General features: G+C 42.6%; 20 protein-coding genes. 5 read left to right on the forward strand and 15 right to left on the reverse strand.

Annotation, left to right across the window (positions count from 1 at the left end):
- Nucleotides 1–430 precede the first annotated feature (430 nt).
- Together IH598_00980 and IH598_00985 are read right to left on the reverse strand one after the other, a co-directional pair.
- Nucleotides 431–736 carry a type II toxin-antitoxin system RelE/ParE family toxin gene (locus IH598_00980; GenBank protein MBE0637076.1) on the reverse strand — a complete coding sequence of 102 codons (306 nt, stop codon included), beginning with the start codon at nucleotides 734–736 and terminating at the stop codon, nucleotides 431–433.
- The gene (locus IH598_00985; protein MBE0637077.1) at nucleotides 733–951 is read right to left on the reverse strand and encodes an addiction module protein; all 219 of its coding nucleotides are present in this window, start codon (nucleotides 949–951) and stop codon (nucleotides 733–735) included. The genes IH598_00980 and IH598_00985 overlap by 4 nt, the downstream gene beginning before the upstream one ends.
- A gap of 800 nt (nucleotides 952–1,751) precedes the next feature.
- Between IH598_00985 and IH598_00990 the strand changes: the two genes are divergently transcribed.
- Nucleotides 1,752–2,891 (forward strand): ATP-binding protein, encoded by a 1,140-nt coding sequence (locus IH598_00990; protein ID MBE0637078.1) that lies wholly within the window; start codon nucleotides 1,752–1,754, stop codon nucleotides 2,889–2,891.
- A 185-nt stretch (nucleotides 2,892–3,076) separates the two neighbouring features.
- On the opposite strand, the gene rodA is transcribed toward IH598_00990, so the two are convergent.
- The 3 genes from rodA to IH598_01005 form a co-directional block, all read right to left on the reverse strand.
- Nucleotides 3,077–4,336 carry a rod shape-determining protein RodA gene (rodA, locus tag IH598_00995; GenBank protein ID MBE0637079.1) on the reverse strand — a complete coding sequence of 420 codons (1,260 nt, stop codon included), beginning with the start codon at nucleotides 4,334–4,336 and terminating at the stop codon, nucleotides 3,077–3,079.
- Complete coding sequence (mrdA, locus tag IH598_01000; protein MBE0637080.1) at nucleotides 4,333–6,150, reverse strand: penicillin-binding protein 2; 1,818 nt, start codon at nucleotides 6,148–6,150, stop codon at nucleotides 4,333–4,335. Before mrdA ends, rodA begins: the two co-directional genes overlap by 4 nt.
- A 92-nt stretch (nucleotides 6,151–6,242) precedes the next feature.
- The gene (locus IH598_01005; GenBank protein ID MBE0637081.1) at nucleotides 6,243–6,764 is read right to left on the reverse strand and encodes a hypothetical protein; all 522 of its coding nucleotides are present in this window, start codon (nucleotides 6,762–6,764) and stop codon (nucleotides 6,243–6,245) included.
- 30 nt (nucleotides 6,765–6,794) lie between these two features.
- On the opposite strand from IH598_01005, the gene IH598_01010 reads away from it, so the two are divergent.
- The 3 genes from IH598_01010 (at nucleotide 6,795) to IH598_01020 (ending at nucleotide 9,484) form a co-directional block, all read left to right on the forward strand.
- Nucleotides 6,795–7,787: an acyl transferase gene (locus IH598_01010; GenBank protein ID MBE0637082.1), complete on the forward strand. Its 993-nt coding sequence runs from the start codon at nucleotides 6,795–6,797 to the stop codon at nucleotides 7,785–7,787.
- A 102-nt stretch (nucleotides 7,788–7,889) separates the two neighbouring features.
- Nucleotides 7,890–8,858 carry an rRNA pseudouridine synthase gene (locus IH598_01015; GenBank protein MBE0637083.1) on the forward strand — a complete coding sequence of 323 codons (969 nt, stop codon included), beginning with the start codon at nucleotides 7,890–7,892 and terminating at the stop codon, nucleotides 8,856–8,858.
- A 53-nt stretch (nucleotides 8,859–8,911) separates the two neighbouring features.
- Nucleotides 8,912–9,484, forward strand: a complete 573-nt coding sequence (locus IH598_01020) for a plasmid pRiA4b ORF-3 family protein (protein MBE0637084.1) — start codon at nucleotides 8,912–8,914, stop codon at nucleotides 9,482–9,484.
- 46 nt (nucleotides 9,485–9,530) lie between these two features.
- Here the strand turns inward: IH598_01020 and IH598_01025 are convergent, their stop codons facing one another.
- Nucleotides 9,531–12,557, reverse strand: coding sequence for a carboxypeptidase regulatory-like domain-containing protein (locus tag IH598_01025; GenBank protein MBE0637085.1), 3,027 nt, complete (start codon nucleotides 12,555–12,557; stop codon nucleotides 9,531–9,533).
- A gap of 43 nt (nucleotides 12,558–12,600) precedes the next feature.
- Nucleotides 12,601–14,289 carry a T9SS type A sorting domain-containing protein gene (locus tag IH598_01030; protein ID MBE0637086.1) on the reverse strand — a complete coding sequence of 563 codons (1,689 nt, stop codon included), beginning with the start codon at nucleotides 14,287–14,289 and terminating at the stop codon, nucleotides 12,601–12,603.
- A 313-nt stretch (nucleotides 14,290–14,602) separates the two neighbouring features.
- Here IH598_01030 and IH598_01035 point away from each other — a divergent pair, with 313 nt between their 5' ends.
- Nucleotides 14,603–16,009: an endonuclease/exonuclease/phosphatase family protein gene (locus IH598_01035; GenBank protein MBE0637087.1), complete on the forward strand. Its 1,407-nt coding sequence runs from the start codon at nucleotides 14,603–14,605 to the stop codon at nucleotides 16,007–16,009.
- Nucleotides 16,010–16,014: 5 nt separating this feature from the next.
- Here the strand turns inward: IH598_01035 and IH598_01040 are convergent, their stop codons facing one another.
- From IH598_01040 to IH598_01075, 8 genes are all read right to left on the reverse strand, one after another.
- Nucleotides 16,015–16,953 carry a nitronate monooxygenase gene (locus IH598_01040; protein ID MBE0637088.1) on the reverse strand — a complete coding sequence of 313 codons (939 nt, stop codon included), beginning with the start codon at nucleotides 16,951–16,953 and terminating at the stop codon, nucleotides 16,015–16,017.
- A gap of 225 nt (nucleotides 16,954–17,178) precedes the next feature.
- Nucleotides 17,179–17,607 (reverse strand): hypothetical protein, encoded by a 429-nt coding sequence (locus tag IH598_01045; GenBank protein ID MBE0637089.1) that lies wholly within the window; start codon nucleotides 17,605–17,607, stop codon nucleotides 17,179–17,181.
- A gap of 123 nt (nucleotides 17,608–17,730) precedes the next feature.
- Entirely contained in the window at nucleotides 17,731–17,985 is a 255-nt protein-coding gene (locus IH598_01050) for a hypothetical protein (GenBank protein ID MBE0637090.1), read from the reverse strand.
- A 7-nt stretch (nucleotides 17,986–17,992) separates the two neighbouring features.
- Nucleotides 17,993–18,340, reverse strand: coding sequence for a DUF4844 domain-containing protein (locus IH598_01055; GenBank protein ID MBE0637091.1), 348 nt, complete (start codon nucleotides 18,338–18,340; stop codon nucleotides 17,993–17,995).
- Nucleotides 18,341–18,614: 274 nt separating this feature from the next.
- Nucleotides 18,615–21,341, reverse strand: coding sequence for a T9SS type A sorting domain-containing protein (locus tag IH598_01060; protein MBE0637092.1), 2,727 nt, complete (start codon nucleotides 21,339–21,341; stop codon nucleotides 18,615–18,617).
- A gap of 166 nt (nucleotides 21,342–21,507) precedes the next feature.
- Nucleotides 21,508–21,978 carry a hypothetical protein gene (locus IH598_01065; GenBank protein MBE0637093.1) on the reverse strand — a complete coding sequence of 157 codons (471 nt, stop codon included), beginning with the start codon at nucleotides 21,976–21,978 and terminating at the stop codon, nucleotides 21,508–21,510.
- A gap of 345 nt (nucleotides 21,979–22,323) precedes the next feature.
- Nucleotides 22,324–22,569: a Txe/YoeB family addiction module toxin gene (locus tag IH598_01070; protein MBE0637094.1), complete on the reverse strand. Its 246-nt coding sequence runs from the start codon at nucleotides 22,567–22,569 to the stop codon at nucleotides 22,324–22,326.
- Nucleotides 22,566–22,820 (reverse strand): type II toxin-antitoxin system prevent-host-death family antitoxin, encoded by a 255-nt coding sequence (locus IH598_01075; GenBank protein MBE0637095.1) that lies wholly within the window; start codon nucleotides 22,818–22,820, stop codon nucleotides 22,566–22,568. The genes IH598_01070 and IH598_01075 overlap by 4 nt, the downstream gene beginning before the upstream one ends.
- Nucleotides 22,821–22,824 lie beyond the last annotated feature (4 nt).

Here is a 22,824-nt window from a genome sequence, read left to right on the forward strand (position 1 = left end):
TTTGCTTTTCCGGCGAGAAGCAAAAAGAACCAACCTGGTCATTTTGAATTCAAACCTTGATAATCGAAACACAGGCAGGAGCCTGCAGAAATAGATGCAACTTAGGCTGGAGCCTAAGCTGAACGCGGGTTCGGACGAGGCTCTGCCTCGTCCGGTCTATCATGGCAGGCTCCAGCCTGCCAGGGAAAAACAATTCCAGCAATTTCCTGTGTTCAAAAATGTCTGAGACCTGACAGGTTTCAAAAACCTGTCAGGTCTGCCGACAACCTTAGTAGAGCTGGCCGACCCCAAAAGTTATCAAACCTTATTACCTTATTTTCAATGGATTGAGCCCTGACAGGACTATTCAATTGGTCAAGCCGCCGCGTAAGTCCGAACCGATTATTAACTTTGCGTCCCGCTGCAAACCACTCATGTGGTGACTTTTTCACTACATCCTGTCTTTCAGTGTCTTTGGGTTTCGTTTATGGTGTAAAACGCCGAGAATATGAACATGAAAGGTGGTGAGATCAATGCGATAATAAATACTGTAAGGAAACTTCCTCATCACCAATCTGAAAGTATTCTCGAAATTCTTTTCTGCTGCCAGGGGGAATTGACTGATGCGCAAGAATGTTTTTTCAACTTCAAGGATAAATTCAACGCCAAGTCCTTGTTTGTGCAACTCATACCAGATAAAGGTCTCGTCGAGATCATCCTCCGCCGAATCGAGCAGAACGTATTCGAATTGGCTCATGCCTGAATGTATTTCGATCTGATTTCTTCCCACCTTTTAAATTTAGCATCTCCACGATCAATTCGATCAAGTCTCTGCCTGAGGATTTTTTTATGATCTTCAGGTATATCCAACCTTTCGTTTTCACTGGCGATATCAGTCCATAATAATTGGATCAGATCAAACTTTTCAGCCCATGTCAACTTTTGGAGTGATTCAATTTGTTGTTTTTCCATAGGGTCATCAATTGATTTTGCAAAAGCAAAAATACAAAAACTGGATAATCCGTGTTTAAACCTTCTGTAAATACTCACCATAAGCGCGACCACATAAAGATAATATTTGAAAATGAATCAAACTGCAGATGTTTCACCGGGTTGCTAATCTTAAGACATTCATCAGCCAGCCCGAGGATTTCACTGATCAGGGATAGTGAATTTCAATGTATTACCATTTCTACTAAGGTTTGGGTAGGGGATAAGGTTTTGCTTTTCCGGTGGGAAACAAAAAGAATCAGCCAGGTCATTTTGAATTCAAACCCCTTGATAATCAGAAACGCAGGCTGGAGCCTGCAGAAATAGATGCAGCTTAGGCTGGAGCCTAAGCTGAACGTGTGTTCGGACGAGGCTCTGCCTCGTCCGGTCTATCATGGCAGGCTCCAGCCTGCCAGGGAAAAGCAATTCCGGCAATTTCCAGTTTTCAAAAATGGCTGCATAGGTTCAGAAAACCTTATCCCTAAAAAACAACCTTAGTAGATCAGCCCGATCCCAAAAGATTAAAACCTTATTACCTTATTTTCAACGGGTTAAGCCCTGACAGTCCCGCACGTGCCGGACTGTCAGGGCTTTCCAACTCCACCAGATAATCAGAAACGCAGGCATGAGCTTAAGCTGAACACGGAGCGCAAAAGTAACAGATTTGCAACTTCAGGAAAAAATGGAAAGAAAATGGGATTGATTAATAAGTCCAGAATTTGCGAATCGAATCGCAAAAAAAGGGTTATTTTTGCGAATGAAATCGCAAAACCTGGAGTTTTATGATAAAACGAATATTAAAAATTAGCATCGAAAAGGAGCTATTTGGAGGAAAAGCGCTGATAATAATGGGCGCACGACAAACAGGGAAAACAACGCTATTGAACGAAATTTTCGCAAATCGTGAAAAAGTTATCTGGTTCAATGCTGATGAGCCCGATGTAGTCGCGCTGTTTGAAAATCCAAATTCGGTAAGGTTGAAGTCAATATTTGGAGATAACAGAATCGTAGTCATTGATGAAGCTCAGAGAATAGAAAATGTTGGGCTGAAATTCAAACTGATAACCGATACCTTGCAGGACATTCAGTTAGTAGCCACAGGCTCTTCATCATTTGATCTGTCAAACAAGATAAATGAACCCCTAACCGGGCGAAAGTGGGAACACAAACTATTTCCTGTTTCCACGCAGGAGATGATCAATCATCACGGACTTCTCGATGAGATGAGAAAACTGCCTGATCGTCTTATTTATGGTTTCTATCCGGAGGTGCTCACCTCACCGGGAAAAGAGCGCAAAGTATTGAAAGAAATAACGGATAGCTACCTCTACAAGGACCTCCTTAAACTTGATGGGATAAACAAATCCGATAAGTTGATCAAGTTACTTCAGGCATTGGCTTATCAGGTTGGTAGTGAGGTTTCTTACAATGAACTGGGCAGTATAATCAACCTGGACAATGAGACCGTAGAAAAGTACATCACTATTCTTGAAAAAGCATATGTGATCTTCCGGCTGGGTGTATTCTCGCGAAATTTGCGCAGTGAGCTCAAGCGTACCCGGAAAGTTTATTTTTATGACAATGGAATAAGGAACGCGATCATTGCCAACTTTGCCTTGCCCGAGCTTCGACAGGACATTGGCGCACTGTGGGAAAATTTCATCATCAGCGAGAGAATGAAATATCTGCATTACAACGAGGTTTGGAGCAACTGCTATTTCTGGCGCACACAGGATCAACAGGAAATTGATTTTATTGAAGAACGGGATGGGGTGCTTCATGCAGCCGAATTCAAATGGAATGCAAAGAAAATCCCACGTTTGTCGAAGACCTTTACCAATGCTTATCCCAATCACACTTTCAGGGTCATCACACCGGAGAATTACGAAAGTTTTGTCAGCAATGTTGGCTATGATCAGTGATTTTGAAAATTGAAGATGTACGCACTCCTTTTACTGATTACACGAAAGGATAAGAGACGAGGCGCTGCCTCATTTGATTGATCGGGTTACCCGTGAGTTCTGTCTGAAGATCACCGGATTTTCAGTTTTAGTTTTTGTGCGCAAGCTATTCACGGGGTGACTTCCGGAATTAAATTGAGATCTGACTAAAGCACATTCAGCCGGTCGGCATCCAATTTCAGAAAGATAAACAGCAGGATGGTGAAAGACCAGAGTGATGAACCCCCATAACTGAAAAAGGGCAAAGGAATCCCAATGACCGGGAATAGACCGAGGGTCATGGCAATGTTAACCACAAAATGAAAAAAGAGAATGGAGAAAACGCTGTAGCCATATATTTTACTGAAGACCGAACGCTGTCGCTCAGCCAGCCTGATCAGCCGGATGAGCAATACCGCAAATAAAACCACTACAGCAAGACTGCCAATAAAGCCCCACTCTTCGCCAACAGTACAAAAGATAAAGTCGGTACTTTGCTCAGGCACAAAATTATATTTGGTTTGGGTTCCTTTTAGAAATCCTTTGCCCCAAAAACCCCCCGAACCAATTGCAATCAGCGATTGGTGAACATTATAGCCGGCGCCAAGTAAATCAGTTTCGAGGCCAATAAGCACTTTCACGCGGGTTTGCTGATGGGGTTTCATTAACTGATGAAAACCGTAATCCACACTCAAAACAAATGCTGTGGATGCCAGAAACATCAAAATGATCATCACAATATTTTTCGGTGTGCGGTTGATCAGGAAAAGTGCCACGATCATCAAAACTGCCAGTAATCCGATCAGGATCAGGTTTTGAATTAATAAGGTCAGGAAAAACAATACCAGCACTCCAACCCCTATAAACAGGAAAGTTCCCGGCATCCCCTGCCGGTAAAAAACCAGGAAAAAGGCAACAAAAACCAGGGCGGTTCCTGTGTCATTCTGCAATTCGATCATCAGCAAAGGAATGGCAATGATGACAAAGGCTTTGAGTAACTGCCTGAACTCTTTAAGGTCAAGGCTTAATGTGCTCAGGTATTTTGCCAATGCCAGGCCGGTGGCAAATTTCATAAACTCGGCAGGTTGCAGACCAATACTGCCAATTTGTAACCAGGATTTTGAACCGGCGACCTCCTTCCCAAAAACCAGCACTGCAACCAATACAAGTAAAATAAATCCATAGATGGCATAAGAGAACACCGAGTAGAATTTTGCATCAATAATCAGGATGATCATGGCCAGCAAGATCGAAGTGGCTATCCAGATCATCTGCTTGCCATAGCTTTGAGAAATGTCGAGGATGCTTTGGTGCTCTTCGTTGTAAACTGCAGCATAGATATTTAACCAACCGAAGATGATCATCACAAGATAGATCGTCACTGTTGGCCAGTCAAGGTTCTGTATTAAGTTATTTCTTGATCTCACCTGTACAATAGATTTGCTTCAATTATCCGGGCTTCATAAGGAGGCTTTTCAAAATCACGTTGAATGTACTTTTTCATCATCAGCGTAGCAATCGGAGCGGCAAAAGTAGCTCCAAAACCGCCATTCTCGACCACGACGGCAATAGCAATCTTGGGATTGTCAACCGGGGCAAATGCCATAAACAACGAGTGGTTCTCTCCATGAGGATTTTGCACAGTACCGGTTTTCCCGCACATCGATAAATTCTCATCTGCATACCATCTGCCTGTTCCGTGGTCCCCGGCATAAACGCGACGCATACCTTCAACTACGATGTCATAATGCCTCGGGTCGACCATGGTGATCCGCTTTTCGGGTTTAAGAATTTCAGACACTCCATTTCTTTTTATTGTTTTGACCAGGTGGGGGTCGCAGTAATAACCCCGATTGGCAATAATGGCTGCCATGTTGGCCAATTGAAGCGGAGTAACCAGGATTTCACCCTGCCCGATGGATAATGATCGTATGGTCATCGAACGCCACCTGTTTTTCCCGAAATATTTGTCATAGTATTCAGAACTGGGAACATTCCCTGAGCGCTCAACAAGCAGGTCGCTCTGAAATGTTCTTCCCAGGTTAAAACTCAGCAGGTATTCACGCCATTTTTCAAAGGCTTTTTGTGTTGAGCCAAATTTGGGATTGTCAATTACAGCTTTAAAAACACTCCAAAAATAGGGATTACAGGATTGTTCTATGGCTTCAAGTAACGAAAGCGGTGAATAATGATTATGGCTGCACTTAATGGGCACGGCGCCAACGCCACCGCAGGGAAATCTTGAATTTACGTTAATAACCCCTTCCTGAAGAGCGATAAGAGTTCCTGTTGGTTTGAATGTTGAACCGGGAGGATATTGCGCCAGCAGTGCGCGGTTGAAGAGTGGTTTTAATGTGTCCGCTTCGAGCAGGGGGTAGTTTTGATTTCGAATACGGCCAACCAGCAGGTTGGGATCGTAGGAGGGGCTGGAAATTAAGGCGAGGATTTCACCTGTTGCCGGTTCGATGGCAACAATGCTTCCCCGTTTGTTTTTCATCAGCAGCTCTCCATATTCCTGCAAGACAAGGTCAACAGTCATGACAAGGTCATTACCCGAAATGGCGGATGTATCGTAACGTCCTTCAAGGTAGCTCCCTTTTTCACGGTTAAAAACATCCACCATCTTTATTTTTAGCCCCTTTTGTCCCCGTAACTCCGTCTCATAAGCTTTTTCTATCCCGCTCTTCCCTATGTAGTCCCCAATTTTGTAGTAAGGATTCTTTTCAATTTCCCAGGGACTTACCTCGCCAATGTAACCCAGGGAATGCGCGGCCGTGGAGTGCGGATATTTCCTCAAGGTTCGTGATTGTACATAAAAACCGGAATATTTGTAAAGCTTTTCCTCGATATAGCCGTAGCTCTCCTTTGGAATTTGAGGTTCAAAAACGGATGATTTATGGGTGGAGAAGTTGCGTGCACGATCCATTTTAAATATGAAATCTTCCTTAGAAATGCCTACAAGACGGCAAAACTCAAGCGTATCAATTTTCCTTACCAGTCGGGGAATTACCATCAGATCGTAGGCGGCTTCGTTGTAGATCAGCAACTCACCATTGCGGTCATAAACCAGTCCACGGGCAGGATATTGGGTCATATAACGCAACACATTGTTATTGGCCGACAACACATATTTTTCGTCGATCAACTGTACATAAAACAGCCTGATGATAAATAGTATGCTGACCACCAATACAATGCCTGTTAATATGATTTTCCTGTTCTCGTAGGATTTATATTTCATCGCCTGATTATAGAAAACGTTGCAAAATTAGGTAATCCCGTGGATTATTGCGGTTACAGGAGAAGGATAATTATCAACAACCGGAGGATAAATTAATCCGGGTTTTTAACAATGATTAGCGGCGTTTCGACGGTATTGCTGTAATTGCCGGCACGGTCAACCATGTAAATTTTGTATTGTACCGTATCAAACGTTTTGGTTGAGCGGGGATCGTAAAGCGGTTTGATGGTATCTTCGATTTCACCTTTTATCCAGCCGGTATAGCCTGGGGGGGCAAGTCTGTAAAACCGGTTGTTGAAAAAGATGGTATCATACTGTCCCGTTACCGCGTTATAGCGGGTGCCGGGCTTCAGCACACCATTTTCCATCTGGTAATATGTTACAAAGAAATTGTAGGAAGATGTATCCAAACCTGCTATACCCAGGTCACCGTCTCCATCGGTATAGCTCAGCAATAAAACACCGGCGGAGTCATATCCCGAAGGATGCACCAACGTTGTAAACCGCTCGTATTTTAACGAAGGAATGTCAGGATATTCCTGCTTTTGGAGACACGAAACCATCATAGCAAAGATAAGCAGTGGCAATATCAACCTGCTGGTTGTCGTTTTCAACCAGCGATCTGGGTTTCTTAATGTATTAAAATGAATATTCAACATCTGAGCACGAAGATTTTTTCGATTACTTCTCCCGGGAGTTTCAACGAAACCGCGCTTGAATTATTTCGTTATCAGTATCAAACCAACAAGGTTTACCGTACTTTTACTGACCAATTGCGCATTCGCCCCGGGGATGTAAAAACGGTTGAACAGATTCCTTTTTTGCCGGTAGAATTTTTTAAAACCCAGGTAGTTTATTCCGGAAACAAAATGCCACAACATTGGTTCGAAAGCAGCGGCACCAGTGGGATGATACCCAGTAAGCATTATTATAGCGATTTGTCTCTTTACGAAGAAAGTTTCATGGGGGCTTTCCGTGAGTTTTATGGAAATGCAGATGAATATTGCATCCTGGCGCTGCTTCCTTCGTATCTCGAACGACAAGGTTCCTCATTGGTTTATATGGCCGGAAAACTGATTGAAAGCAGCCGACACCCTGAAAGTGGCTTTTATTTGGAAAATAGGGATGAATTGGCCAAGACTATTGTTCGCCTTGACAATGAAGGACAAAAAATCATGCTGATCGGAGTGAGTTATGCTTTACTCGATTTAATCGAAAATCATAAATTTCATCTCAAAAATACAATTATTGTTGAAACGGGTGGAATGAAAGGCCGAAAACGAGAGCTAGTCCGTGAAGAATTACACCAGCTTTTATGTTCCGGTTTTGGTGTCGGGAAAATTCATGCTGAATACGGGATGACAGAACTTTTTTCGCAGGCCTGGTCAAAGGGTGAAGGCAGTTTTGTCGGCCCGTCATGGCTCAGGGTGCTCATTCGTGATGTGAATGATCCGCTAACCATCATTGGAAAAAATGCAGTCGGTGGAATCAATATCATTGACCTGGCTAATCTTGGTTCCTGCTGTTTTATTGCCACACAGGACCTGGGGCGCCTCCACGAGGATGGCTCCTTTGAAGTGCTCGGTCGGTTCGATCAGGCCGAATTACGTGGATGCAACCTGCTCGTTGCTCATTAACTTCTTACGCTGCCTATCTAAAAAAACTTTGAACAAAACAAACGATATTCTGCTGATTTACTATTGGTTTTATTAATTTTGCCACCCAATCCTAAACGCTTTATGAGCAATACTGAAAAACCACGCAACACTGGTGGTGAAAAGAAAAACAAACACGGCGACTTTTCGAAATTTGTGAAAAAAAAAGTTGCTCCGTCACGGTCGAAAACTACCGGTAAACTCATCAGTAAGCGCTTCCGGGATGATGAAGAAGAACGCAAATCAGCTGTCAAAGGGAAGGTTAAAAGAACTACCCGTCCAGGGCAGGTCGAGAAAAGATCGGAGGTGCGAAAACCAAAAACTGCACAACCTGCCGAAAGTGGCATGGTAAGATTGAATAAGTTTATTGCCAACGCAGGTGTTTGCTCACGTCGCGAGGCCGACAACCTGATCATCTCCGGGGCAGTGAAAGTAAATGATAAGGTGGTTTCTGAAGTAGGAACCAAGGTAAGCCTGAGCGACAAAGTGCAAATTGGCGAACAAACCCTTAAATCGGAAAAACTGCGCTATGTATTGCTGAATAAACCAAAAGGTTACATCACAACTACCGACGATCCGGATAAGCGAAATACAGTGATGATGCTGGTTGAAAAAGCCTGCAAAGAACGTATTTACCCGGTTGGCCGCCTCGACCGAAACACTACCGGGCTATTGCTTTTTACCAATGATGGGGATCTGGCGAAAAAATTGACCCATCCACGAAGTAAAATAAGTAAAACCTACCACGTTTACCTTGATAAATCGCTTACGAGAAATGACATGAAGAAACTCGAAGAAGGTATTGAGCTCGAAGATGGTTTTATAAAAGCAGATGGCGTTAGTTACGTTGGCAATGGCGCTGATAAAAAAGACATCGGCGTAGAATTGCATTCTGGTAAAAACAGGATCGTAAGACGTATGTTTGAGTCTTTGGGCTACGAAGTGACGAAACTCGACCGGGTGCTTTTTGCCGGGCTTACAAAAAAAGATATTCCCCGCGGTCGTTACAGGTTACTTACACCTCAGGAAATCGGGTTTCTTAAAATGTTGTAAATAATAAAATAAATCCCTGAAAATTGCTTTAACTTATATCAAAGTATTTATTAATGAAAAAAGAAATTTACCAGATTCAGGTATCATTAATAGGTTCAAAGCCAAAGATTTGGAGGCGTTTGCTTGTTCCATCCAACATTTTATTATCCGATCTCCACAAGGTGATTCAAACGGCAATGGGCTGGGAAAACGCCCATTTGCACCAATTTATGCAAGGTAAAAAGCACTACACCGCACCCATCAAAGACGACCCTTTTTGGGATAACCTGGATACTGTTGATTATAAAAAAGTAAGGCTGCACGACCTTTTGCAGGTTGAAAAAGATGCTATTGTGTATGAATACGATTTTGGCGACAGCTGGGAGCACAGCGTTTTGCTCGAGAAAACCTTACCAATGGATCAGGTACTCAAGCACCCTGTATGTTTAGCAGGAAAAATGCGCTGCCCCCCCGAAGATTCTGGTGGCATTTTTGGTTATACTGATTTAATCGAAAAACTTAAAGATCCTAAAAGTGACGGTTATAAAAATGCTGCGGACTGGTTGGGTACCGAATATGATCCGGATTATTTCGATAAAGATGAAGTAAACCTGTTGCTCAAAAGTAAAAACTACGGGTGCTACTAAAAAAAACGGCAGAGACCATTCCCTGCCGTTTTTATTCAATTGACCTCTAATTTATTCTGATGATTTTCCCGATCACATCGAGATTGTTTCCGGAAACCTTAAGGAAGTAGATACCGGTATTTTGCCTTGTACCACTATCATTGGTACCATTCCACCTGAATACATAATCACCACGCTCAAGATGGCTTTGATGGACATTTTTCACCAGGCGACCACCCAGATCAAAAATTGAAATCGAGTAAATCCCCGGGTTTTCGACCGTAAAAGAGATGGTTGTATTCCCTGATGTCGGATTTGGAAACACATGGAGTTGGACAGCATCAACAATTTCTGTAACCCCTGTAGTAACATCAAAAACCATGTTTGCCGAAGGTTCAGACTCCTGCCCTGCTTTATCTATAGTGGTTACATAGAAAAGCGTATAATCAGTGTTTTCGGTCAGGTAGAAAACCTGGGTACCAATGGTTTCGGTGAGCAGTTCAAAACCACTTCCCTCGTTGATATACACCCTGAAATGATCAAAGTCATTGATATCAGGCTGGTTCCACTCCATGTTGATCAGGATTGGTGCAGTCGGGCTGTTCCAGTGAATACTCAGTTCGTCCGGTGGCGGAGGTACATTATTATCAGCGCCAAACGTAATGGGTCCGTATGTTAATGGATAGAATATCTGCTGATTAAGTGCAGGCCAGTACCCGTCGAATCCTGTTGTAAATAAAAATAAACCACTTTGGTCCATTTCATTGGGATTCAATTTCCACACTTCGTCATCACCCATCGGAATTACGAGTTCCATCACAACGTAACCGGTTGCATCGGAGGCAGCAACCTGCGGGTCAGTTAGATTCAAATTCTGGCCAACACCGCCAGTGTTATAAATTGGCCGGTAAGTGATTACGTTTCCTGCGGCAAAATACCTTGCCCAGTAGTTTCCTTCAGTATCATCTCCGGTTGGAGGATAAGTACCATCATTATTATCATCAATATAAAGAGCTACAGTGAAGTTGTCAAGCAAAACTGGTTTGTTTTCATCCATACAGGCAACATACAATTCGGTCATTTCCTCATTTGCTTTGAAAAACATGGTGACGCTGCCCATTGGGTTGGGATTATTATCATAAGTACCAAAAAAGTCGGAGGCATCCATCATAAACGCATCGTCCCATTCACCTGTCGATAATGTGCCGTCAATGGTGGGTGTAGAACCGGTGTAGGCACTGATTTCATTAACCACAAATCCTGAAGCCATCCAGCCTTCTGCTATGTTGGAGTAGGGGCTTTGCGCTCCCTGATCAAGCATTGCTGTGACTGCATAATAATACGTAGTGAGCGGTTTAACATCCACATCTTCAAATTCCAGCAGGTTGTTGCCAACAGTTGCGAGAGGTGTTTCGGGGAACTGAACCTCCGGATTGGATTTCCGGTAAATATTGAACCCGGATGTGCCAGAAGGGTTTTCGTGATTCCAGCTCAGTGTAACACTGTAGCTTTCACCGTGTGTGGCATACAGGCTTGTTGGCGGATTTCCGGTGGGTAAAAGTGTGAAATCCAAATCGGTAGTGCCCCCTTCTGTAACTGCAACATTGGTTTGCTCAACAGGGTAGTAACCTACTTTTGAAGCTACGACAGTATAATTGCCGGCAGGCACAAACCTGATTTCATAATTTCCATCAACATCAGTGTAGCCAAAGTAATCTTCGATCCCCTGAACCTGGATCTTGACATTTTCAGAGGTTGTTGCCCCATTAAGTACAACTGTCCCGGCTATGGTTCCTCCACCCGGGTCTGTGTTAATATTGTAAAGCAATCCGCCGCTGCCCATCACACGGGCATGAACTGCCTTGCCGGTAACACTGCAATAAGTTCCATCGGGCGAAAGATCAACGGAATTTAAAGACCCGGGGGTGGTTATTGTAAAGAGCGGATTGCTGCTCTCTTTGCGAAATAAAAAAAAGTCTGGTTTTGCATTGTTCAAAGGTCCCCATCCGGCGGCGGCAATCAGCGAACCATCACCAGAAACAGAAATAGAAGAAATTTCGTCCCCGGTGTGCTCGTAAACCCATAAAGGAATATTCGAATAGGTATTAAAAAGATACATTTCGCCATCGAAATCAGAAGCAAGAAAAACCAATGTGCCAACGGCAACCGTTGAACCATCAGCCGAAACATCCACACCAATAACCCATGCTGAGGTGCCTCCGCCGCCAACTTTGAAATTCCATTTTTCGTAGTATGATCCTGTGTTTTCATCAAATTCGTGCAAATAGGCATATCCGCCGTAATCCCCCGAAATAATTATTTTTCCGTCATGACTGAAAGCCGGAGGATTTTGGTTGCGATAAAATGCATCGAAAATGATTTCCCCGTTGGCGCCATTTAGAATCCACATTCGATTGGCGCCAGGGTACTGGCAGAAAGCCAGTTTTGAGCAGTCCCCTGAAATGGCAAAAGCAACACCGGTTCCGATGAAATCGGTTGACCAAATGGGATCATTTTCTCCCACATTGTATGCACTTACGCTGGCTTTGTCCTGCCCTGCGGGTGCGTTTTCAGCAACAAAAACCTGTGAACCATCTGCTTTGATTTTGACATGGGTTACCGAACCCGGGCTGGTTTTTTCCCAAACAAGGGCTTGTGTTGCAGTAGCATAAACCCTTACCAGGTTGCTGAAACCAACCACCAAAAATGCACCATCCGGCGTCATATCAATGGGGAATTCAAAGTCTGCCGTGACGGGGGATTCCCACACAGGTGCTGAGGAATTGCCATACAGCGATACCCGTATATTGTTGAGCCACCAGGCCACATAAGTCAATTCCTCGTCTTTCGAAACCTTCACCGCCGAACCAATAGAAGCCGGATCGGTGAATTGCCAGTTGATGCCCGGCGCTTTTGCATTTCCCCCGACGATAAACGAATGGTCAACGTCCGGTAACTTTGTGACTGTTTCCGTTTGAACCTGTTGGCCAAACTGTGGATCAGTCGTTGTTTTTTGTAAAGTGTAGCTCTGCGAATAGCCTTCGAATGCTATCAGTATCATTGCTACCATTAAACCTCTGTAAATTTTACGCATGATAATTATAGATTAAGTAGTTAAAGAAAAAGTGTTTATCAGTTTATTGTTTAACGATTTTTCCGTGAACTGTTTGTCCGGAATCAGCAACAATTTGGTAAAAGTATAACCCGCTGGATAGAAATGAGGTTTCAATATTTATAGCTGAATTGTGAAAACCTGAGGATAAAACCAAATTTCCTTTACTGTCATAAATGCTAATTGTCGCAATTTCAATTTCAGCTGAGAAGTTCACGTAATCATTAAAAGGATTCGGATAAACTTCAACCGGACCTGCATGATTCGGATTCCCGGAATGAATGGCTGTGGTAACCGCACCCAGCGTTCCATCAGGCTGAATATTCTGGGCAAAAATATCTCCGCTATCATTGCGCCTGTCTTCCCAAACGGTTACCCATTGGCCCCAGAAATAACCTGTCATTACATTGTGGAGTTTTTCACTTTGATAAGTTGATAAGTTGATAAACTGAGCCGGCCACACATAATCTCCTGCAGCGTCAAGCATCACGGCCTGCATTTTTGAGTCAACGCTGTTGCCAAAGTCGGCAGCCTGATAAATGCAAATGGCTTTATCGTTATGTCCGTCTGCCATAAAAAGCCCATAATCATTATTGCCCAGGGGAATCAACTGTTTACCTTCATCCGTCCAAAGCCGGTTTCCTGCAAGATCAAATTTTTGGGCATAGAATCCCCTATCATTTTGATTCAAATCCTGTTCGCTGAAAAAGCAAATTATTTCCTGAGTCTGATTAAGAAATGCCGGAACCGGGTAAAAATGGTTGCGGTTTGTCGAAACTGACATCAATGCTCCGGCGGGAGGCATGGTGATCTGTCCGTCGAAGGTCATGCGTTGAATATAACAGTGAAAGTGTGTTCCGCTGTGATTCCTGTACCACGTAAAAATAATCCCGCCTTCATCGTCCCGGCAGGTTTCAAGATAATACACAGGTCCTGAAGCTACAGGAGCATAGATTACAGTTTCCGATGCCCACATAAAACTTCCGTCAACATCCAGCTTTTGAGCATAAAGCCCACGGTTGGGTGCGTAAAAAGGGCCGGTTTCCCTGTACCAGGTAAAAAATACATGGTCACCATCGGCCGGGAAAACGTTGGGCGAAGTATAACTGACGCCGGATTGCAAAAGGATAATACCCTCATCACCCCATAATTTTTGGCCATCTGGTGAAATTTTCTGCAGTCGAACTTCAGATGGCCCGGAAGGCGCACTTTGCCAGGCAAATACAGCATTTCCTTCTTCGGTGACACACACTTTCGGGCTTGGGTCAAAATTGCTGTTGTTAGCCAGTAAAATGCCGCTTGCGCCCCACATGTGTTCCCCTTCCGGCGAAATTCGGTAAGCAACCGGATTGGGGTTGCCCGTGCGTATGTCCATAAAAGTTATGATCGCATGACCTGTTGGGTCAATGGCCATATCATAATCAGTGATCCATGTTTCCTGAGGCTCGCTACTTACCAGGATGCCATTATCTCCCCATAATGCGTTTCCTGTATCATCAAGGCATTGAAGCCTTACGTTATAGCTTCCGGTCTCGGTTGTGAACCAGCAAATGTAAACAGAGCCGTCAGTATGCGTTACGATTTTTGGCAAAGCCTGCTCACCTGTCTTTGATGCTATACTGTTATTCTCTAACGGGTTGGAAGTCCATTGGGCTTTGCTGGGGCTGATAAAGAGATGTACCAGCAGTGTTAGGGTCAGGGTTAACTGTTTCATAATTTCAAATGATTTGTGATTGATAACTCCTTAAATTAAAGGGTTAAAGATACAATTCTTTTAAAAAATGGCAATGTCTTAATTAATTTGTCAGAAATTTTATTTAGCCTTCTTTATTCATAAACTTAGTGAATCTTTGTGTCTTTGATCCTTTGTGGCAACTTTTTCTTTTTGCCACTAAGACACCAAGACTCTAAGAATCAAAAAATTAAAGAATTTCATGAATTTTCCATGTTAAAACTATCGACTACTTTTGCACCAGAAAATAAATCAGCAAACAGTGATCATAGTATTTCAAAAAGCCAGGAACACAATGTTAATCCTGGCATTTCTTTGTTTTTCAAATTTCGTGTTCACCCAGCAGTCGGTTACTCTGATGACCTACAACCTGCTTAAGTTTAGCGAAAACAGTTCGGATAGGTTACCCTGCTTTAAAACAGTGCTCGACAGCCTTCAACCAGATATTCTCATTGTACAGGAAATCTTTTCACAGGGCGCCATTGATCTTTTTCATTCTAATGCGCTGGATACATCCTATCAAAAAGGTATTTTTATCGACGGTCCTGACAGTGATAATGGTGTTTTTTACAAACACGACCGGTTTACTTTCGTAAGCAATACACCAATCCCAACGGCACTGCGCAACATCAGCGAGTTCAAATTGGTTTTTCAGCCCACGGGGGATACCCTTCGTATTTATTCGGTTCACCTCAAAGCGAGTTCAGGATCAGCCAGCGAAACACAGCGATTGCAGGAAGTTATGGCACTCAGAAACATCACCAACTCGCTCCCGGCCGGCAGCAATTTTGTTGTCTGTGGTGACTTTAACATGTATAAATCTTCAGAACCAGCCTACCAGGCACTGATCTACAATAACCAGGAGTCTGAAGGGCATTTCATTGATCCCATCAGCCTGACCGGAACATGGAATAAAGCAGAACATGCCCGTTTTCACACACAAAGCACACGAACACGTCAATTTGGAGGCGGTGCTTCTGGTGGTCTCGATGATCGGTTCGATATGATTCTTTTCTCAAGTGCTATCGAACAACCTGGTGGGGTTCATTATATGCCTAATTCCACATGGGCTGTTGGAAACGATGGTTTTCATTACAACGACAGCGTTAACAAACAGCCAAACAGCAGCGTTTCACAGGTCCTTGCCGATGCGTTGCACTGCGCTTCAGACCATCTTCCGGTGATTGCCAGGTTTTTTTTTGGAGGCACTGTAATTAATTTATCTGTTTCGCTTGAAGAAGGGTGGAATTCCATTTCAACATTTTTCGAGCCTTACAACACTGAGATCCCGTTCATTGTTGCCCCTTTGGGCGCCAACTTTATTGCTCTCCATGATATTGAAGGGCTGGTTTATCCTGAAGGAGGTACGAATTCAATAGAAAATTGGAATTACCATCTTGGTTATGCTTTGAAAGTGAGTGAATCAGCTACATTGATCATTCAGGGCTATCTGCCTGATAATGCATGGGTACAAATTAATGAAGGATGGAACATGATCCCCGTATTGTCTGACAGCGCAAAGCAAATTGAAGATGTTTTTGGTCAAAACCTGGTACATGTTGAAATGATCAAAGAAGTGGCAGGAACAAACGTATTCTGGCCGGCGATGGGAATTTTCAGTCTTGAATACCTCAACCCAAAGGCTGCCTATTATCTGAAAAGCAGCCGGGTATTTACTGCAGATTTTCAATCAGTCAAATAGTAGATTTAACCGCACAACCCCCTTTTTACCTCTAAAAATTCAGCCATCATTTCACGAATAATATCTCCGGCTGGCTTTATTTCATTGATCAATACCGAAACCTGGCCAATTTCCAATTCCCCTTCGTCGGCGTTTCCCTCAAACATGCCCAACTTCGCCCGACCTCGTCCGAGATGAGTTTTTATTTCATCCACCGATGCTCCGGAATTTTGCATTTGCTCGATTTCATCAAAAAACTTATTCCGGATTAATCTTACAGGAACCACCTGTTTCAACGTCAGTTTTGTATCGCCTTCATTGGCGCAGATAACCTTTTGTTTAAAAATCGGATGTGCCGACGACTCCTCAGAGGCCACAAACCGGCTTCCCACCTGCACACCGTCAGCCCCCAGCGCAAAGGCAGCCAGCATCTGGCGGCCTGTTCCAATCCCGCCTGCTGCAATTAGTGGCAGGTCAACAATTTTCTGGATTAAGGGGATGAGGACCATCGTCGTGGTTTCATCAATCCCATTGTGACCCCCAGCTTCAAAACCTTCGGCAACGATGGCATCCACCCCGGCCTCCCGGGCTTTGATGGCAAATTTGGAACCTGCAACGACATGAACCACCGTTATTCCATGATCTTTGAACACCGGGGTCCATTTCTTCGGATTACCCGCTGAGGTAAAAACGATCTTCACCTTTTCGCGAAGTACGATTTCAACGATTTCGTCCATTTGCGGATAAAGCAGCGGGAGGTTCACACCAAAAGGCTTAGTGGTGGCCACTTTGATTTTCTTCAGGTGTTCCACAAACACATCGGGGTACATCGAGCCGGCGCCGATCAGCCCCAGCCCGCCCGCCTCCGAAACAGCGGCAGCCAACCGCCACCCCGAGCACCAGATCATCCCCGCCTGGATGATGGGGTATTTTATCCTGAAAAGTTCTGTGATTCTTGTGATCATTTTGAAATAAAAATTTGTTGAATGGTTATTTCCTCAATCGTAATGATACCGGCATTTTAGGATGATGGTCTCGTCGTGCTTTTGCCTGGTAACGGTCAATTATAAGCGAAGTGCGGGATTAGAAGCACTTCACCTTCGGTTTAACCATATGTTATTTAATATTCAATTCGTTCAAATTTAGTATTTTAGCCCGCATTACTATTATACAGTGATTAATGGTCGTTATTATTCTTCTTTCCTCCAATCTTCGATGATTTCTTGATTATTTTCATTATATGTAAAAGTTGTCAGGTTATCTGAAATTTGAAACTCATAAGATTTTTGAGAATTATCGTAATTAAAATAAATAATACTATTTGAAGGGTTTAATTCAAATACACCGTTTGTTTCATATCCAACTCCAGAAGCCGTGAATTCTCCCTTTAGGTTATCAGGTTCACTATCTGGTTTGAAGATAATATAATCGCAACATTGAATTGATAAATCTGTAATTCCATTTATTGTTCTTGTTTCAAGTTTCCATTTTCCAAGAATACCAAATTGTTCTAAGTTGTCAGAAGTCTCAATTTCGACTTTTTTTTCGACTTTTTCACAACTTGAAAAAACGGTTAATATAGATAAAATTAGAACAAGAAAAAATTTCAAATGTCTCATTTTCTTTTATTTTTTAAGATTCATAGCAAAGTTAATTTTTAATACTTGGGACTTCCTGTTTCATAGATTATTTTTTGGTTAACTTTTACGGTCATTTGTTTTTTAATGCCATACAACACGCTGTTATAGGGCGTTTTTCTTTATTTTTTGTCTTATTATCAGTATTGTAAGTGCAAATGGAATTGTCACTCCGGAAATTAATGAAACCATTTTTATCAAACCTACAATTGCATAAAATCCAAATCCCCAATCTGTTCTAAACCTGTCAGCTTTTTTCAATAAGGCACTCAAGTCCTGAGAATTATCCATATAAAAGAACAGTCCCAAGCACAATAGTCCAATAATACATAGTCCAATTATTTTAAAAGCCCTTTTCAATTGGTTGCTATTTTGAAGGGTCAAATCCATACATAAAGTTATTCAAATGTCCACCTGAACTTTCAAGTCCTACAATGTCCATTAGTTCTTCAAAGTAACTACAAACTCTTTCTCGGTCTTCTGTGTCAAGTTGCAAGTAAAGGTCAGCGAATCTTTCAAGTCCGATTTTAATTGCGTTTTGATAATCCTTATCTGTTGAGTTTCCTTTGTCCGCAAGTTTTTTAAAGTCGTCTGCGACAAGATTGATTTTCTCTGTCAAAATAGGTTTCAGTTTCGGGTCGCCAATTCCTGGATAAAAAAGTTTGTCATCTTGTAAAAATTTTTCTTTGTTTTTGAACTCTTCAAACTTTGTCATTGCATTGTCTGGTGTTTTCAATTGTCCTTGTCCACAAGATGTGAAAAGAAGCAAAGTCAGTCCTAATATTAAGTTTGTTATTTGTTTCACTGTCGTCTTTTAAAATGCCCTATAACGGTTCGCGGCTATGGTGCATGCCGCTTTTCTTGTACTGTTTTTATAAAAATGCACCATTTTCATTTTTACTATTATCTTTATTATTTTTCATTACCTTCGGCATGCACTATGAGTCGCTGTTCTATGCAGTTATCATGTTACATTTAATTGGTCTTCTCTACCTCAAAATCAAAATTCGTTTACTTATTTGTACACCACCAGCCAATTCGATTTGCAGTAAATACACCCCTTCTTTTAGTGCAGATATATTAATTCGATCAGCTTTTCGGGATTGAGTAAGTACCTGACCATGAATCGAAACTATTCGTAAGCTCTCTATTTGTTTATTACCTCCTGTAAAATCAATATAGATTTCTGTCGAAGCAGGATTAGGGTATATTCTAAGTCCCTCCGCTTCTTCATCGGTTAAACTTGTTAATATGAATTGAGCAGTAGATTCACATCCATCGAAATCCACAACGGCTACAGTCATAACATTTCCAGTTGTGTCAATGGAAATATCATAGGGTGGTACGCCTCCCGTCACGATAATGACTTCATTAACCATGTAGATATTCATGGTGTCAAGCAAGCAGCAAACGTCTGGATTACCATTGCCCGCAGGTTCACCATCCGGATAATAGAGTTCTATGATGGATTGAAGGATATCAGTTCGGATCTGGGCTTCGGCTGCATCGTAAGTCAATGATTTCTGGTAATGCCATCCTACCCCATAATCAGGATCTTCTATCGGGCCATTCGTGTACAGGTCAGGGTAAACCGACAGGGCGTAATTGACGAATGCCGCGTTGTCCTCAGGAATCAGGTCGAAATAGTCTTGCAGTCTGTTGTAGACCGTGAGGGATTGCGGTACACCGATCTGGGCCAACGTGTCTTGTACCGCAATTGAATCTTGTGGAAGAATTCCAAAAACATGGAACAAAGGACGCAGATCGGCCTGCGCCGCAACCGACATCCTGATGATCCTGCTGTCAATCTCCTGGTCGTTGCCGCCATGGATGATTCCATTCTCAAAGTCCATGAATTCCTGCTTCCAGAAATTTCTGAGCGGACACCACCCAAACATATTAACGATCTCAAAATAGTGTCCGTACCCTCTGTGCTGGTATCGTACTTCGTCGGTTGTAGTATTGGAAATATCTCTTTCTGAACCAAAAGTATTAGAGACTATTCTATGGGTGGCGGTCTTGTCGATGTCAAACGTATTCGGAACGAAGCTGTAATTCACCGCTACATTCAGGTCGACATCGAGGCCATAATTCATAGCCATGATGTATGGTACATTGACCAGGGCCTCCTCCTCACCCGGAAATTTAGATATCGCCAATGCATGCCCGGTTTCATGAAAGTTTGTCTCATCATCAGGTCCGGGACCGTTTATAAAATAAGCCGGGCCGGGGACATTGGTATAGTTCAGCGGTGTGTTAGACATCGGATAGCCGATTGAATAAGAGCCAGTTCTGATATCTATATCAGCAATCATATACATATTGTGTTTGTCGGGAATGATCTGTCTGGCTAAAATGGAATTGACACCCCGTACAGCCGACTCCCAGTCCAGCATGGCTTGCATGAGATCATACTGAAAAGGGGCAATAGAATGCTTAGGAATGGTGAACATGACATTTTCTGTCTCAAAGACAGCCCAGGGACCAGGCTTGCTGAATTCGGCGTTGAAGTCTGGGGTTTCATAAAATGACTTCAGCGAAAAGAAGGGGGCTTCCACACCGTTGCTCACACTGATCCCGACAATACCATCATTGGCGCCGTAGGGAACAAGAACCGAAATCGCTCCTCCAAACGGATTGAAAACCTCTGTTGTCGTTGAAGTGATTGGAAATTTCCGCGATATCCTGTCAAATCGTCTGAAATAGGTTCTGTCGGTCAAATCCCATTCATGAGACCCTACTCTGATATAATAGCCCTGGCCAACCAAACTATCAGGCACAGTAACACTGGCTATACTTCCGGGAGATAAATACAGACCCGTAGGTCGAAGGGCATGATCGGTTCCATCTCCATTAATATCGAAGTAGGGGTTCATCCCATCCGGGTCTTCAAAATTTGCCAGGATGAGTGCGGAATTACTTGCGGATGAATCTGCCGGCGGGTCAACAAATCCGGGGAAAACGGAGCACGAATTGAACTTCCAGCCATTTATGTGTTGTGGATAATCTGCATAAATTTCTGGGGTGAATACACAATCGAATATTCCCTGCTGAAGGGCAAACATGGCCCGTTCCAGTTCCATACCCGGTGCTGCTGCAGGGTCCTTGGGAAAGCCGTTTTCGGTGGTGGGAGTGGTAAAAAGTGCCCCTATTTCATTATCATAATCTTCAACCACACTTTTTGATAGCAATATGTTAGATTCGCTGCCGGCCAGACATTCCGGGAATAACGTGAAAACATTTCTGATCAGTGTGAGTTCCTCGGCGTCAAGCGTGATTGCTCCATTGATGTGTGCCTGAAGATCATTAAGCGCAGTAAGAATCATACCACATGAATCCCAGCAATTCACAACGGTCATGGCGTAAGATCCAATGTCATTGGAAGCACTGTAAACAAGCATTTCATCCAGATAAACCTTACACCCGCCGGGAGCATAAATGCCATCTCCCCATGTATCATAAATCTCAAAAAACAAGCACTCATTAGAAAGAACGCAGATGCTATCAGAATAGCTCGTGTTGTTTTGGTAAACTCCATTCTGGCCACCTTGCATGACTATAGTGCCCAATAGATCGGACAAGGTCCAGGAAGTTTCATAACCCCAATCATCTGTCATTATTTCTACTCTCACTTCAACTTCATTTTCGTCGCATTGAGCGAAGCTGTAACCTGTAAAAAGGGTCAGAAGGGAACTGATTAATAAAATTTTTTTCATTTTGTTTAATGTTAGCTGTTTATTGCATAAAACGGGTCGCAGCTAAGAAAAGTGGGGCTTTTCGAAGCACTTTCCTGTCCGCCGTGACATAGGAAGCCACAAAGAACGAACCTTGCGGAAACCACTGTCCGCCCCATGTTTTCTTAGGTGCTGTTGTATGCCGTTTTTATTTTTTCAATTTTATAATTTTTTGTGTCAGGACGTAACTTCCGTCTCCTTCCTGATTTGGATTAATAATTATGTAATCAAGTCGTTTGATTTTTTCATACTCGTTAATGTCAATCGTATAAGTATCATCAGCGATGAAAAAACGTTTTTCAAAGATTTCGTAATCGTCATCAAATTCTTCCATCCCTTTATATTCCGCAACTGAGAGAAGGTTGTCAATACGGGTTATTTTTCCAAGAGTAATATTTGAACCGTTATTTAATCTCCAAGCTTTGTATGAACCTGATTCAAATTCCATTCTATTTGTCTTGATTCCAAATTCAAATGTGCTGGAAGAATCAATTATTGGAAATCGGTAAAACTCTCCGACCTTTTCACCCTTGATTTTAGTTCCATCCACAACTATCCAAACTTCTGACACCTTGATATTCTTTTCTTTATCGTTCTTGAAGAACTCAATTGAATGCATAGAATAGTCAGTTTGACCAAAAGTCAAATTAGCTGAGATTGAGAATAATATTGTCAGCAATATGGTTTTCATAAATGGCATACAACTCATTTATTGTTAAGCTAAAACTGTACACTGATTTGATACTGGAAGAAAATATTGTACGGTTTTCACCCATTTTTATTTTTATCGTTGACTCAATGAACTGAAAATGTCAAGCCAAAAATAGTGTTATTACCAAACAACAAGTTGTCAAACTAATATCAGCAAGAAAGTTCTTTGCATTTGTATTTCAACGATTTTATTACACTAACCTTCTCATGTGGAGCTTTTTTGCTACTTCAAATTAGTTTACAAAAAATTGTGTCAATCGTAATGAAACCTACATTTCGCGATCAGAATTTCGTCATTTTTAACCTGGTAAATCAACCGGTGTTCTCCATCAATTCTCCTCGACCAGAAGCCCTTGTATTTATGTCGGAGTGGTTCAGGTTTTCCAAGGCCGGTAAAGGGATGCCGTGAAATATCTTTTAGCAGTTCATTGATTTTCTTATCGGTCGTTTGCCAGTAAAGATAATCCTCCCATGATTCTTCGACAAATATGTACTTCATGACTCAATCAGCTCTTTTTCGAAGGTTTCTCCTTTTTTTAGCTTTTCAATGGCGGCATCCAGTCGCAGTTCGTTTGCCCGTGAGGACAGTTCGTGCTGCGTGGCTTTCAGCGCGTTGTACTCGTCGAGCGAGATGACAACAACACCGGTATCTTTACCTCTATTGATGACAAGCGTTTCAAAATTGGAGGTGACCTCATCAAGGTACCTTTTGATGTCTTTTCTAAAATCCGAAATCGTTGTGGTTAACATTTTC

Source organism: Bacteroidales bacterium (assembly GCA_014860585.1).
Lineage (GTDB): Bacteria > Bacteroidota > Bacteroidia > Bacteroidales > 4484-276 > RZYY01.